At 73.1% G+C, this 13,844-nt stretch carries 12 protein-coding genes; 9 read left to right on the forward strand and 3 right to left on the reverse strand.

From position 1 onward, the window contains the following. Nucleotides 1-98: 98 nt before the first annotated feature. Nucleotides 99-485: a helix-turn-helix domain-containing protein gene (locus N6H00_RS29060; RefSeq protein WP_268974781.1), complete on the forward strand. Its 387-nt coding sequence runs from the start codon at nt 99-101 to the stop codon at nt 483-485. Nucleotides 486-634: 149 nt separating this feature from the next. Then, the gene (locus tag N6H00_RS29065) at nt 635-1,117 is read left to right on the forward strand and encodes a Dps family protein (protein WP_268974782.1); all 483 of its coding nucleotides are present in this window, start codon (nt 635-637) and stop codon (nt 1,115-1,117) included. Nucleotides 1,118-1,590: 473 nt separating this feature from the next. Here N6H00_RS29065 and N6H00_RS29075 read toward each other — a convergent pair whose 3' ends face one another. Both N6H00_RS29075 and N6H00_RS29080 read right to left on the reverse strand, forming a co-directional pair. After that, nucleotides 1,591-2,397 carry a DNA-formamidopyrimidine glycosylase family protein gene (locus N6H00_RS29075; protein ID WP_268974784.1) on the reverse strand — a complete coding sequence of 269 codons (807 nt, stop codon included), beginning with the start codon at nt 2,395-2,397 and terminating at the stop codon, nt 1,591-1,593. A gap of 218 nt (nt 2,398-2,615) precedes the next feature. After that, nucleotides 2,616-7,280: an ATP-dependent helicase gene (locus N6H00_RS29080; RefSeq protein WP_268974785.1), complete on the reverse strand. Its 4,665-nt coding sequence runs from the start codon at nt 7,278-7,280 to the stop codon at nt 2,616-2,618. A gap of 80 nt (nt 7,281-7,360) precedes the next feature. Between N6H00_RS29080 and N6H00_RS29085 the strand changes: the two genes are divergently transcribed. From N6H00_RS29085 to N6H00_RS29095, 3 genes are read left to right on the forward strand one after another with little or no spacing between them, the layout of a single operon-like run. Next, nucleotides 7,361-8,212 carry an AraC family transcriptional regulator gene (locus N6H00_RS29085; RefSeq protein WP_268974786.1) on the forward strand — a complete coding sequence of 284 codons (852 nt, stop codon included), beginning with the start codon at nt 7,361-7,363 and terminating at the stop codon, nt 8,210-8,212. A gap of 1 nt (nt 8,213) precedes the next feature. Continuing rightward, nucleotides 8,214-8,954, forward strand: coding sequence for an AzlC family ABC transporter permease (locus N6H00_RS29090; protein WP_443073066.1), 741 nt, complete (start codon nt 8,214-8,216; stop codon nt 8,952-8,954). Further along, nucleotides 8,951-9,253 (forward strand): AzlD domain-containing protein, encoded by a 303-nt coding sequence (locus tag N6H00_RS29095; protein WP_268974788.1) that lies wholly within the window; start codon nt 8,951-8,953, stop codon nt 9,251-9,253. The genes N6H00_RS29090 and N6H00_RS29095 overlap by 4 nt, the downstream gene beginning before the upstream one ends. Before the next feature lie 95 nt (nt 9,254-9,348). Here the strand turns inward: N6H00_RS29095 and N6H00_RS29100 are convergent, their stop codons facing one another. Continuing rightward, entirely contained in the window at nt 9,349-10,356 is a 1,008-nt protein-coding gene (locus N6H00_RS29100; RefSeq protein ID WP_268974789.1) for a hypothetical protein, read from the reverse strand. Between the two features lie 79 nt (nt 10,357-10,435). Here N6H00_RS29100 and N6H00_RS29105 point away from each other — a divergent pair, with 79 nt between their 5' ends. The 4 genes from N6H00_RS29105 (at nt 10,436) to recX (ending at nt 13,807) form a co-directional block, all read left to right on the forward strand. Next, entirely contained in the window at nt 10,436-10,630 is a 195-nt protein-coding gene (locus N6H00_RS29105; RefSeq protein ID WP_268974790.1) for a DUF3046 domain-containing protein, read from the forward strand. 79 nt (nt 10,631-10,709) lie between these two features. After that, nucleotides 10,710-11,915, forward strand: a complete 1,206-nt coding sequence (locus N6H00_RS29110; protein WP_268974791.1) for an AI-2E family transporter — start codon at nt 10,710-10,712, stop codon at nt 11,913-11,915. Nucleotides 11,916-12,052: 137 nt separating this feature from the next. Then, a complete protein-coding gene (gene recA, locus N6H00_RS29115; RefSeq protein WP_268974792.1) occupies nt 12,053-13,192 on the forward strand; it encodes a recombinase RecA in 1,140 nt (379 codons plus the stop codon). A gap of 3 nt (nt 13,193-13,195) precedes the next feature. Continuing rightward, entirely contained in the window at nt 13,196-13,807 is a 612-nt protein-coding gene (gene recX, locus N6H00_RS29120; protein ID WP_268974793.1) for a recombination regulator RecX, read from the forward strand. Nucleotides 13,808-13,844: the final 37 nt, after the last annotated feature.

Here is a 13,844-nt window from a genome sequence, read left to right on the forward strand (position 1 = left end):
CTGAGTGAACACGACATCGCTCCCCGCACGGGCACAGCCAGAGGCGGTACGGTGGGGCGTGAAGGATCCGGATCCGAGGTCCGAGGAGGGAGCCAGCGATGATTCTGCTCCGTCGCCTGCTGGGTGACGTGCTGCGCCGGCAGCGCCAGCGCCAGGGCCGTACTCTGCGCGAGGTTTCCTCGTCCGCCCGGGTGTCGCTCGGCTATCTGTCAGAGGTCGAGCGCGGTCAGAAGGAAGCCTCATCCGAGCTGCTGTCGGCGATCTGCGACGCCCTGGAGGTGCGGATGTCGCAGGTCATGCGAGAGGTCAGCGATGAGCTGTCGCTCGCCGAACTGGCCGAGTCGGCCGCGTCCACAAGCGAGAAGGTGCCCGCCCCTATGCGGCCCGTGCTCAATCCCGTCTCCGTGACGTCCGTGACGGGTGTCCCGGACGAGCGGGTGACCATCAAGCCGCCCAAGGAAGCCGTGGACGTCGTGGCGGCTTGAGAAGTCCACACCGGGTATCTGAAGTTCTTCGAGGCCCCGGCCGGTAGCCATACCGGCCGGGGCCTCGATGTTTGTCCGGCCGGATTCGGGTCACCCAGCATGGAGAGAGGTAACCAAGGGGGGCCAAACGGTCGAACAGGAGGAAGTGGATGACTGTGGTCAGGAGCCCGCTGTCGGAGGAGAACCTCAAGGTCGTCGGTGACGCGCTGCAAGGCGCCCTGGTCGATCTCGTCGACCTCCACCTGGTGGGCAAGCAGATCCACTGGACGGTCGTGGGCCCGCGATTCCGCACGATTCATCTACAGCTCGACGAGGTCGTGGCAACGGCCAGGGAGCACGCCGACACGGTGGCGGAGCGGGCCTCGGCGCTCGGGCTGCCGCCGGACGCACGGGCCCAGACGGTCGCCGCGACCAGCGCTGTCGACGCGGTCAAGGACGGCTGGACCGATGACACGCAGGCCATACGGACGCTCGTGGACGCGCTGGGAGCGGTGATCGCGCGGATGCGGGAGCGCATCGACGCGACCGACGCACCGGACCCGGTGACGCAGGACATTCTCATCGAGGTCACCCGTGACCTGGAGAAGCATCACTGGATGTTCCAGGCCGAGAACGGCGGTCAGCGAGGCTGAGGCGGAATCGGGTATTCGGACCTCGAGCGAGCCGAGGCCGGTCCGGACACCCGATCCCGTGCGGTTTTTCCAGCTCTTCGTCCGGTGTCCCGGCTCGTCGGCCCGCTCTGGGTGCGCCGCATGGCCCGGCTGGGCAGACTGGGGGGAGCGCGAGTGTCCGACACGCGCCGACGTGCCTCCTGTGCGCCCTCCCGCCGTGTGCGAACAGGCGTCTAGCGTCGCCCGAAGGAGGCAGTCATGGCAGCCGTCGGAGGGGCCGACACCCAGGGCCGAAGGCCGGTCCGATGGGTGCTCGCGCTCGCTCTGGGTGGTGTCTGGTGGTGGTCGGTGCTGCGGTTGGCGGTGCAGCCAGGGGAGGCCGGGCCGGTGGAGGGGGCGTTCGCGGTCGGCGGCTGGGGGCTGAGCCTGCTGCCGGTGCACTGCGGACCCTCACCCGGAAGAAGAGGCGGCTCACGCAGGGGCGGCCCCCCAGGTCAGGACAGTGCGGGCCGCCGCGGCCCCGGCTGGCAGGTCGGGCACCAGAAGGTCGAGCGCTCCTGATCCGCAGGGCCCTGGCCCGCGGCGCGCAGCGGCGTACCGCAGCGCCGGCAGGGCCGCCCCGGGCGCCCGTACACCCACAGTCGGCGGTCGGAGCGCGGCTCGGCCGTGGTGACCCGGGCGCGCCGGTTCCTGTTGGCCTCCAGGAGCCTCTTCGCGTGGGCCACCAGGCGCTCGGGAGCGGACACCTCGCCGATCGGCAGCCAGGGCGACACGCGCAGCACGAAGCACAGCTCGGACTTGTAGACATTGCCGATTCCGGCGAGGTTGCGCTGGTCCAGCAGCGCTTCGCCCACGGGCCGGGACGGATCCGCGAGCAGCCTTCGCAGCGCCTCGTCCGGATCCCAGTCGGGCCCCAGGAGGTCGGGCCCGAGATGGCCGACGACCCGGTCCTCGTCGCTGGTGCGGAGCAGTTCCAGGACGGGGAGGCGGTAGCCGACGGCGGAGTGCTCGGCGGTGGCGAGGATGGCCCGGATCTGGTGGTGCGGGCCGCCACGCCATCGCTCGTCCGGCCCGTACACCCGCCATGCGCCGTCCATCCGCAGATGGGAGTGGAGGGTCAGCCCGCCCTCGACACGGGTCAGCAGATGTTTGCCGCGCGGGACGACCTCGAGGACCCGGCGGCCGGTGAGGTCCGCGGTCGCCAGACGGGGGACCCGCAGGTCACTGCGGATGAGCGGGGGACCGGCGAGGGCTTGGTGAAGGCGCTGGGCGGTCTGCCAGACGGTGTCTCCTTCGGGCATGGCATCCATGATGCCCGCGGGCGATGGCAGACGGGAGCGCCGTCGGACAGGGCGCTCCTCCCGCGGGCTGTTGGCGGGCCAGGGAGCCGCACCCGCCAGGGGGGCCGTATGGGGCGGCGGCGCTGCACGGGCGGGGCGGCCGCAGGGGGCGGGGTGTGGCGCGGGTGCCGAGCGCGCACTGCACGGGGGTGTCGTATGCGCGCAGAAGCCTTCGCCGATCAGGGACGCAGCCGGAAGCCCCGTGGCGTCGGGTGGAAGCCCGCCGATTCCAGGAGCTTGCCCGTCGGGGACGAGAGCGCCTGGCCGCCGTTGACCCGCTCCACGGTGACCGAGCCGAGCGCGCCCGCGCGGGCGGACTCGGCCAGCGCCTCCACCGCCGCCCACAGCCGGGCGTCGTCCTCCGGGGAGGCGGCCTCGGCCTCGCCCGCGGGCCAGGCGAGCAGGGTCTTGCCGCCCCGCTCCATGTAGAGCGTCAGCTCACCGTCGACGAGCACCACCATCGCTCCCGCCTTACGCCCCGGCCGGTGGCTCGCGTCGGCGGGCGGATCGGGCCAGGGGAGCGCGGCGCCGTAGGCATTGGCCGGGTCGGCCGCGGCGAGTACGACGGCGCGCCGGGACTCCCGCCGCTGTCCGTCGAAGGCGGGGGCCGCCGCGCGGTCGCGGGCCGTGCTGACCGCGCGCAGCCGGTCCACCGCGCCGTCCATCGCGAACTGCGCGGCGCCGAGCCCCTCGACCACATACCCGCGGCGCGCCTGGCCGGTTTCCTCGAACGCGGACAGCACCCGGTAGGCGGCGGAGAAGCCGCCCTCGACCCCCTCGGCGGCGACCGCCCCGCGGGTGACCACCCCGTGCCGGTCCAGGAGGGTGCGCGCCAGGGCGTGGGCACGGTGGGTGGGCTCGGGCTCGCGCTCCGGCAGCAGGGACCAGCGCCCGGCGACGGTGGGCGGGCCGTTGCGCGACGCCGTGGGCCGGCCGGTGCGGCCCGTAAGGCCGCCGTAGCGCCCCCGGGGGACCGTGCGCTTGGCGCGGTGAGCGGTGGAGCCGGCCGTACGGCCCGAGCCCAGCAGGGAGCGCAGCGGGGCGAGGGTGTCGCCGGTGACCCGGCCGGCCCAGACCAGGTCCCACAGGGCCTCGGCGAGCTGGGGGTCCTGGAACTCGTGACCGGCGGCTCGGGCCTGGTCGGCGATCTGCCGGAAGAACAGCCCGTACCCCCCGGCCAGGGCGTCGAGGACGGCCTGGTGGAGAGGGCCCGCCTCGAGCGGATGCGGGGTGTGCAGCAGCAGCGGCGCGGTGTCCGCCAGGTGGAGGGTGACCCAGCCGTCCTTCCCGGGCAGCGCTCCCGCCCCGGCCCAGACGACCTCCCCGGAGGCGGTGAGCTCGTCGAGCATCGTGGTGGTGTAATCGCTCACCCGGGACGGCAGGACCAGCTTCTCCAGGGCCGACGCGGGGACGGGCGCGCCCTGGAGCTGCTCGATCGCGCGCACCAGCCCGTCGATACCGCGCAGGCTGTGGGTGCCCAGATGCTGCCACTGCGGAAGGAAGGCGGCGAGTGCCGAGGGCGCCACGGGCTCCAGCTCATGGCGCAGCGCGGCCAGGGAGCGGCGCCGCAGCCGGCGCAGAACGGCCGCGTCGCACCACTCCTGGCCCACCCCCGAGGGGTGGAACTCGCCCTGGACGACGCGGCCGCTCGCGGCGAGGCGGTGCAGGACGCCCTCGGTGACGGCCGTGCCGAGGCCGAAGCGGGCGGCTGCCTGTGCCGAGGTGAACGGGCCGTGGGTGCGGGCATAGCGGGCCAGCAGATCGCCGAGGGGGTCCTTGACCGGCTCGGTGAACGCCTCGGGGACGCCGACCGGCAGTGCCGTGCCGAGCGCGTCCCGCAGCCGCCCCGCGTCCTCCACCGCGGCCCAGTGGTCCTCGCCCGCGATCCGGACCCGGATGACGCGCCGGGCCCCGGCCAGGTCATCCGCCCACCCGGGCTCAGCGCCGCGCTCGGCCAGCTCGGCGCCGGTGAGCGGGCCCAGCAGCCGCAGGACGTCGGCGACCCCCTCGGCGTCCTTGACCCGGCGGTCCTCGGTGAGCCACTGGAGCTCGCGCTCCAGCTCGGCCAGGACGTCGGCGTCGAGCAGCTCGCGCAGCTCGGCCTGGCCCAGGAGCTCGGCCAGCAGCCGCGAGTCGAGGGAGAGGGCGGCGGCGCGCCGCTCGGCGAGCGGGGAGTCGCCCTCGTACAGGAACTGCGCCACATAGCCGAAGAGCAGCGAGCGGGCGAAGGGCGACGGCTCGGGGGTGGTCACCTCCACCAGCCGGACCCGGCGGGCCTCGATGTCGCCCATCAGCTCGGTGAGGCCGGGGACGTCGAAGACGTCCTGGAGGCATTCGCGGACGGCTTCCAGGACGATCGGGAAGGAACCGAACTCGCTGGCCACCTGGAGGAGCTGCGCGGCACGCTGGCGCTGCTGCCACAGTGGGGTGCGCTTGCCGGGGTCGCGGCGGGGCAGCAGCAGGGCGCGGGCGGCGCATTCCCGGAACCGGGAGGCGAACAGCGCCGAGCCGCCGACCTGATCGGTGACGACCTGGCCGATCTCGCCCTTGTCGAAGGCGACGTCGGCCGCGCCCACCGGGGACTGCTCGGCGTCGTACTCCACGCCCTGGCGCATCGGGTCCGCGTCGAGGAGGTCGAGACCCATCAGATCGGCGTCCGGCAGCCGCAGCACGATGCCGTCGTCGGCGTGCATGACCTGGGCGTCGATGGCGTACCGCTCGGCGAGGCGGGCTCCCAGGGCGAGCGCCCAGGGGGCGTGGACCTGCGCGCCGAACGGGGAGTGGACCACCACGCGCCAGTCGCCCAGCTCGTCGCGGAACCGCTCGACGACGATCGTGCGGTCGTCCGGCACATGTCCGCAGGCACGGCGCTGCTCGTCCAGATAGCCGATGACGTTCTCGGCGGCCCAGGCGTCCAGACCGGCGGCCAGCAGCCGCAGCCGGGCGTCCTCGGGCGCCAGGGCGCCGACCTCCCGCAGGAAAGCGCCCAGGGCTCGGCCCAGCTCCAGGGGGCGGCCGAGCTGGTCGCCCTTCCAGAAGGGCAGCCGGCCGGGGACGCCAGGGGCGGGGGAGACCAGGACGCGGTCGCGGGTGATGTCCTCGATCCGCCATGAGGTGGTGCCCAGGGTGAACACATCGCCCACCCGGGACTCGTAGACCATCTCCTCGTCGAGCTCGCCGACCCTGCCGCCGCCCTTTTTGGTGTCGGCGCCCGCCAGGAAGACACCGAAGAGCCCGCGGTCGGGGATGGTGCCGCCGGATGTCACCGCGAGCCGCTGCGCCCCCGGGCGCCCGGTGACCGTATGGGCGACGCGGTCCCACACCAGACGCGGCCGCAGCTCGGCGAAGGCGTCGGAGGGGTAGCGGCCCGCGAGCATGTCGAGGACCGAGGTGTACGCCGACTCCGGGAGCGAGGCGAACGGTGCGGCGCGGCGGACCAGGGCCAGGAGCTCGTCCACGTCCCAGGTGTCCATGGCGGTCATGGCGATCAGCTGCTGGGCGAGCACGTCCAGCGGGTTGGCGGGCACCCGCAGCGACTCGATGGCACCTTCGCGCATCCGCTCGGTGACCACCGCGGCCTGCACCAGATCGCCGCGGTACTTCGGGAAGACCACGCCGGTGGAGACCGCGCCCACCTGGTGGCCGGCCCGGCCCACCCGCTGCAGACCGGAGGCCACCGAGGGCGGCGACTCGACCTGGACGACCAGGTCCACCGCGCCCATGTCGATGCCGAGCTCCAGGCTGGAGGTGGCGACGACGGCGGGCAGCCGGCCGGCCTTGAGGTCCTCCTCCACCAGCGCCCGCTGCTCCTTGGACACCGAGCCGTGGTGCGCGCGGGCCAGCAGCGCCGGCGCGCCCCGGGCCGCGCCGGCCTCGGCCATCAGCTCGGCGGGGGAGTGGTCCTCGGGCAGGGCCTCTCCGGTGGCCCGCTCGTAGGCGATCTCGTTCAGCCGGTTGCACAGCCGCTCGGCCAGGCGGCGGGAGTTGGCGAAGACGATGGTGGAGCGATGGGCCTGGACGAGATCGGTGATCCGCTCCTCCACATGGGGCCAGATCGACGGCCGCTCGCCCGCCTCCCCCTCCTGGGCCGGGGAGCCGCCCAGCTCGCCCAGATCCTCCACGGGCACGACCACCGACAGGTCGAACTCCTTGCCCGACGGAGGCTGGACGATCTCCACCTTGCGCCGCGGCGACAGGAACCGCGCCACCTCGTCCACCGGGCGAACGGTCGCGGACAGGCCGATGCGCCGGGCGGGGTGCTCGAGCAGCTCGTCGAGGCGCTCCAGGGACAGCGCGAGATGGGCGCCGCGCTTCGTCCCGGCGACGGCGTGGACCTCGTCCAGGATCACGGTCTCCACCCCGCGCAGCGCCTCCCGGGTGGCGGAGGTGAGCATCAGGAACAGCGACTCGGGGGTGGTGATGAGGATGTCCGGCGGCCGGGTGGCCAGGGCGCGGCGCTCGGCGGGCGGGGTGTCGCCCGAGCGGGTGCCCACTCGGATCTGCGGCTCGGGCAGGCCCAGCCGGACCGCCTCCTGCCGGATACCGGTCAGCGGGCTGCGCAGATTGCGCTCGACGTCCACCGCCAGGGCCTTCAGCGGGGACACGTACAGCACCCGGCAGCGCTTCTTCGGCTCGGCGGGCGGCGGCTCACCGGCCAGCTTGTCCAGGGCCGCCAGGAAGGCGGCCAGGGTCTTGCCCGAGCCGGTGGGGGCGACGACCAGGACGTCCGAGCCCTCGCCGATCGCCCGCCACGCGCCCTCCTGCGCGGGCGTGGGCGCGGTGAAGGCACCCGTGAACCATCCGCGGGTGGCCGGGGAGAATCCATCGAGCGCCGAACGTGCCATGCCCCCCATCGTGCACCGGACCACTGACAATGGCCGGAGCCGCAGGTCAGAGGCGGTCGGGTGGGGCGCACAATGGTGCCATGGCCAACCGGGAGAGCGCGCGGCACTGGCGGTACCCCCAGCTTCCGGGCGTCGACCTGCTGCGCGCCCGCTACATCGACAAGACCTTCGTATGGCACACCCACGAGACCTTCGTGATCGCGGCGGTCACCGAGGGCGTCGAGGAGTTCCACCACCGTGGCACCGTCGAGCGCACCGGGCCCGGCGGGATCGCGCTCATCAACCCGGAGGTTCCGCACACCGGACGGGCCGGGGCGCCCGAGGGGTGGGCGTACAGCGTGCTGTACCCGGCCCCGGACCTGGTGGCCGGTGTCGCCGCCGAGACGACCACGCTCCGTGGAATGGCCGGATTCCGGGTTCCCACCGTCGACGACCCCCAGGCCGCGCGGCTCGTCACAGCGGTGCACCGGGCCGCGGAGGAGGGCAACGCGCTCGCCGCCGACAGCCTGCTGCGCATCGCCCTCGTCCGGCTGTTGCGCGAGTACGGGGGCCCACTCCCCGAGCGCACGGCGCGCACCGCGGGGGCGCGCACGGCGGCGCGCGCCCGCGCGATCCTCCAGGAGCGGATGGCGGATCCGCCGTCCCTGGAGCGGCTGGCGGCCGAGCTGGGCACCGGACCCTTCGCCCTGCTGCGGGCCTTCCGCGCCGTCTACGGGATGCCGCCGCACACCTGGCTCACCGACGCCCGGGTGCGCCAGGCCCGGCGGCTGCTGGACGCCGGGAGCGCGCCCGCCGAGGCGGCCGTTGCCGTCGGCTTCACCGACCAGTCCCACCTGAACCGGCACTTCACCCGCATCGTGGGGGTGCCACCGGGCGCCTACCGTCGGGAGCGTGCAAGAACGTACAAGACCGAATCCAAAGCGGTCTCCTAACGTGCGCGATGTGCCAGAACAGATAGAGACACAAACCGATCCCGTCGCGCTCCCGGCGGACTCGGCCGTCGTCCGGGACGCCCTGGGCGTCGGCGTCGCCGTGGGACTCTCCGGCTTCGCCTTCGGAGTGACATCGGCGGGCGCCGGACTCGGCCTGCTCCAGACCTGCGCGCTCAGCCTGCTCGTCTTCACCGGGGCGTCGCAGTTCGCCCTCGTGGGCGCGCTGGCGGCGGGCGGCAACCCGTTCACGGCCGCCGCCGGGGCGTTCTTCCTCGGGGTGCGCAACGCCTTCTACGGGCTCCGGCTGTCCGGACTCCTCGGGCTGCCGCGCGCGGTGCGCCCCCTGGCGGCCCACTGGGTCATCGACGAGACCTCGGCCGTCGCCCTCGCCCAGCCCGACCGGCGCACCGCGCGCCTGGGTTTCACCGTCACCGGGCTGACCCTGTACGTCCTGTGGAACCTCACCACGTTGCTCGGTGTCCTGGGGGCCTCCGCCCTTGGGGACACCGACACCTGGGGCCTGGACGCCGCCGGGCCCGCCGTCTTTCTCGCCCTGCTGGCCCCCATGCTCAGCGGCACCGTCGAACGGGCCGTGGCCGCCCTCGGCGTCCTGCTGGTACTGCTCTCCCAGCCGGTGCTGCCCGCCGGGGTTCCGGTCCTGGTGGCGGCGCTCGCCGCTCCCGTCGTCCTTACGGTGCGCGGACGCGTCTCGCGCACCACGGAGCCGGGTGAGCGCCGATGATCACCTGGATCGCCATCGGCGTCACCGCGGTGGGCTGCTACCTGGTCAAACTGCTGGGGCTCTCGGTGCCCGCCGGGGTCCTGGAGCGCCCGCTCGTCAGGCGTCTGGCCGCGCTGCTGCCCGTGGCCCTGCTGGCCGCCCTCACCGCCCAGCAGACCTTCGGCGACGGCCCACACCTGGTCCTGGACGCGAGGGCGGCCGGGCTGGGGGCGGCGGCGCTCGCGCTGGTGCTCCGCGCCCCCTTCCTGGTGGTGGTCGCCGTGGCCGTCGCCGTCACCGCCGGCGTCCGGGCCCTGTGACCGAAGGACGCCCGCCGATCGGACCGGCCGTCCCTACGCCGCGCTCGGACGGCCGTCCGCATGCCCGCGCTCGGACCGGCCGTCCGCATGCCCGCTCAGACCGGCCGTCCGTACGCCCGCAGCGTCAGCAGCGCCTCGATGGTCGACAGCGACCGCCACTCCAGCGCGGCCCCCGGCGTCCACGCGCGCTCGCGCGGCGGCCAACCGCCGTCCTCCTGCTGCGCGGCCACGAGTGCGTCCAGGGACCGCTCGACCTCGGCGTCGGTGAACCACCGGCGCGCCAGCGAGCCGGGCGTACGGGCGATGTCGTGTACGCGGAGGGGCCCGCCGGGGCCGTGGTCCGCCGACAGGGGGCGGTCCTGGGCGGCCTCGACGGCCGGGGCCGGCACGGGCTCGACCAGCCGCTCCTCCCGCACCCGGCGGCCGAGCCGCTCGGCCGCCGCCTCGGCGCGGGCCCGGTCCGGTACCCCGTCGAGGAAGGCGACGGCCGCCGCGACCGCGTACGGGCGCGTCATCGCGCCGCCCTCCGCCAGGGCCGTGACCGCCGCCCAGCAGAAGTCCGTGGCCCGGAACAGCCACGCGTGCCACACCTCGTTGCGGTGCAGCAGTCCTACCACCGGCCCGGTGGTCAGCAGATCACCGCACCGATCATCCGCCGAAGGAACCCAGGGGGCCGCCGGATAGCCGCGCAGCGAGGGGTGGCACGCGGGCAGCGCGCCGTCCGGGGTGGACACGGACGTCAGATAGCGGCACAGGCGCTCGACCCGCTGCCCGCCGCAGCGCCCGATCCCGTCGAGCACCCGTAAGGCGTGCACGGCGTGCAGCGGCTGGCTCACCGGGCCGCGCAGATCCGGCTCCAGCGCGTGGCCGTAGCCTCCGTCGGCTCCCAGGTACGCGGCCAGCGCGGTCTCGACCGCCTCGGCGCCGCCGCCCAGGAAGTGGTAAGCGAATCTGCGCTGCTCCAGCACCCGCGCGGTCAGCCAGACGAACCGCTCGGCGCGGGAGAGCGCGGAGGACTCGGCCGACTGGGCCGGATCGGCGGACCCGGGTGGGGGAACGGAGGGCGACGACGGCGAGGAGGGGAGGCGTGCGGATCGGTCCATGGACAGACCGTAGGACGGAAGACACCCTCGGTAGGGGGCTCATGCCGGGGTGCACCCCCGGGAGCGCGATACTGGTCACATGCGGTTGACGGACTTCTGGCAGCGAATGGCGGACCACTTCGGCGCGGCGTACGCCGACTCCTTCGCGCGTGATCATGTGATGTCGCAGCTCGGCGGCCGGACGGTGCACCAGGCGCTCGAGGACGGCTGGGAGGCCAAGGACGTCTGGCGCGGGGTCTGCGCCGCGATGGAGATCCCTGAGGGCAAGCGCTGAGCGGCCTTCGGACGCTCCGGCCGCACCAGGTTCCCGGGGTGGCCGGATTTCTTCTTCCGATGTACGCCACACTTGGCCAGTGGCCCCGACCGAAGAGACGTTCTCCCCCGACGCCGACGACACCCCGAGCGCCGCTCGGGCCTCCTCGGATTCCCCGCAACAGCCGGCGCGCATGCCGCGCTGGCTGCCGCGCGCCATGGTGCTCGCCCTCGCCCTGGTGGCCTGTTACCGGCTTGCGACCTGGGCCTTCGATCAGCTGACCGGACTGTTGCTGAACATCCTGATCGCGTTCTTCCTGGCGCTCGCGATCGAACCGGCCGTGGACCGGATGGCCGCCCGCGGCATGCGCCGGGGGCTGGCCACGGCGCTGGTCTTTCTCGCCATCCTCATCGGCACCGCGGGCTTCTTCACCCTGCTCGGCTCGATGCTCGCCGACCAGATCATGACCATGGTCCAGGACTTCCCGCAGTACCTCGACAATCTGGTCAGCTGGACCAACGACACGTTCCACACGCATCTGTCGCGTCTGGAGATCCAGGACAGCCTGCTGCACTCCGACTGGCTCCAGAGCTACGTCAAGAACAGCGCCGACAACGTCCTGGACGTCTCCGCACAGGTGCTCGGCGGGTTGTTCAAGGTGCTGACGGTGACCCTGTTCGCCTTCTACTTCGCCGCCGACGGGCCCCGGCTGCGCCGCGCCCTGTGCTCGGTGCTGCCGCCGACCCGGCAGGTCGAGGTGTTGCGCGCCTGGGAGATCGCGGTGGCCAAGACCGGCGGCTACATCTACTCCCGCGGACTGATGGCCCTGATCTCCGGTGTGGCCCACTACATCCTGCTGGAGGCCCTGGGCGTGCCCTACGCCCCGGCGCTCGCCGTCTGGGTGGGGCTGATCTCGCAGTTCATCCCGACCATCGGCACCTACCTGGCCGGGGCCCTGCCGATGCTGATCGCGTTCACGGTCGAGCCCTGGTACGCGCTGTGGGTCCTGGTCTTCGTCGTGGTCTACCAGCAGTTCGAGAACTATCTGCTCCAGCCGAGGATCACCGCCAGGACGGTGGACATCCACCCGGCCGTCTCCTTCGGATCGGTGATAGCGGGCACCGCGCTGCTGGGCGCGGTGGGCGCGCTGATCGCGATTCCGGCGACCGCGACGCTGCAGGCGTTCCTCGGCGCGTACATCAAGCGCTACGACGTGACCGACGATCTGCGGGTGCACGGGCGCACGCGGCGGCGCGGCGCGTCGGCCCTCGCGCGGATGCGCGCCGCACTGGCGCGGCGCAGTTGACACAAAAATCGAACATCCATTCTTATGGAGGTCCCGGCAGGTTATCCACAGGCCGAGGACGTCCGGGCCGCTTGTCAGTGGCAGGCGCTAGCGTCATGGACGTGAAGCGATCGACTCAAGCAAACCGGGTGGGACCCATGGCAGGAACCGACCGCGAGAAGGCGCTCGACGCCGCGCTCGCACAGATTGAACGGCAATTCGGCAAGGGCGCCGTGATGCGCATGGGCGAGCGGCCGAACGAGCCGGTCGAGGTCATCCCCACCGGGTCGACCGCTCTCGACGTCGCCCTCGGCGTCGGCGGTCTGCCGCGTGGCCGGGTGGTCGAGGTCTACGGCCCCGAGTCCTCCGGTAAGACGACCCTGACCCTGCACGCGGTGGCCAACGCCCAGCGGGCCGGCGGCACCGTCGCCTTCGTGGACGCGGAGCACGCCCTCGACCCGGACTACGCACAGAAGCTGGGCGTGGACACCGATTCCCTGATCCTGTCCCAGCCGGACAACGGCGAGCAGGCGCTCGAGATCACCGACATGCTGATCCGCTCCGGCGCCCTGGACCTCATCGTCATCGACTCCGTGGCCGCGCTGGTGCCGCGTGCGGAGATCGAGGGCGAGATGGGCGACTCCCACGTCGGCCTCCAGGCCCGGCTGATGAGCCAGGCACTCCGAAAGATCACCGGTGCGCTCAACCAGTCCAAGACCACCGCGATCTTCATCAACCAGCTCCGTGAGAAGGTCGGCGTGATGTTCGGCTCTCCGGAGACCACGACCGGTGGCCGGGCGCTGAAGTTCTACGCGTCGGTGCGGCTGGACATCCGCCGGATCGAGACGCTCAAGGATGGCACCGACGCGGTCGGCAACCGCACGCGCGTCAAGGTCGTCAAGAACAAGGTCGCGCCGCCCTTCAAGCAGGCCGAGTTCGACATCCTCTACGGCCAGGGCATCAGCCGCGAGGGCGGTCTGATCGACATGGGCGTCGAACACGGATTCATCCGCAAGTCCGGTGCCTGGTACACCTACGAGGGCGATCAGCTCGGCCAGGGCAAGGAGAACGCCCGTAACTTCCTGAAGGACAACCCCGATCTCGCCAATGAGATCGAGAAGAAGATCAAGGAAAAGCTCGGCATCGGGGTGAAGCCCCAGGACCCGGCGGACGCGGAGCCCACCGCGGACGCGGCCGGTGCCGCGGGCGTTACCGCCGCCGCACCGGCGAAGGCCGCGGCAGCCCCGGCGGCCAAGTCCGGGGCGAAGGCGGCCAAGACCGCCGCGGCCAAGAGCTGATCCATGACACGGCGGACCGAATGGCCGGACAGCACGGGCCGTCCGGAGCGCCCGGACCGTCCGGACAGCGGCGCCCCCTCCTTGTCGAGGGCCGAGCAGGGGCCGCCGCCCGGCCCGGAGGAGCAGGCGCGGGCGATCTGCCTGCGCCTGCTCACCGGGACCCCACGCACCCGTAAGCAGCTCGCGGACGCGCTGCGCACCCGAGGCATCCCCGAGGATGCGGCGCAGGAGGTGCTGTCCCGGTTCGAGGACGTCGGGCTGATCGACGACGCGGCGTTCGCCGGGGCCTGGGTGGAATCCCGGCACCACAGCCGCGGGCTCGCCCGGCGCGCCCTCGCCCGTGAGCTGCGCACCAAGGGCGTGGACTCCGCCCTGATCGAGGACGCCGTGGGGCAGCTCGACTCCGATCAGGAGGAGCGGACCGCGCGTGAGCTGGTCGAACGCAAGCTGAGGGCGACGCGCGGCCTGGACCGGGACAAGCGGATCCGCCGCCTCGCCGGGATGCTGGCCCGCAAGGGCTACTCCGAGGGGCTGGCGCTGCGGGTGGTGCGGCGCGCGCTGGAGGAGGAGGGAGAGGACCCGGAGCTGCTGGAGCATCACCTCCCCGACCTTTGAGGTCTCCCCGGCCCCAAAGTCCCGAGAAGTCGGTGAA

The sequence above is a fragment of the Streptomyces sp. S465 genome (genome assembly GCF_026898115.1).
In the GTDB taxonomy this organism is placed as follows: domain Bacteria; phylum Actinomycetota; class Actinomycetes; order Streptomycetales; family Streptomycetaceae; genus Streptomyces; species Streptomyces luomodiensis.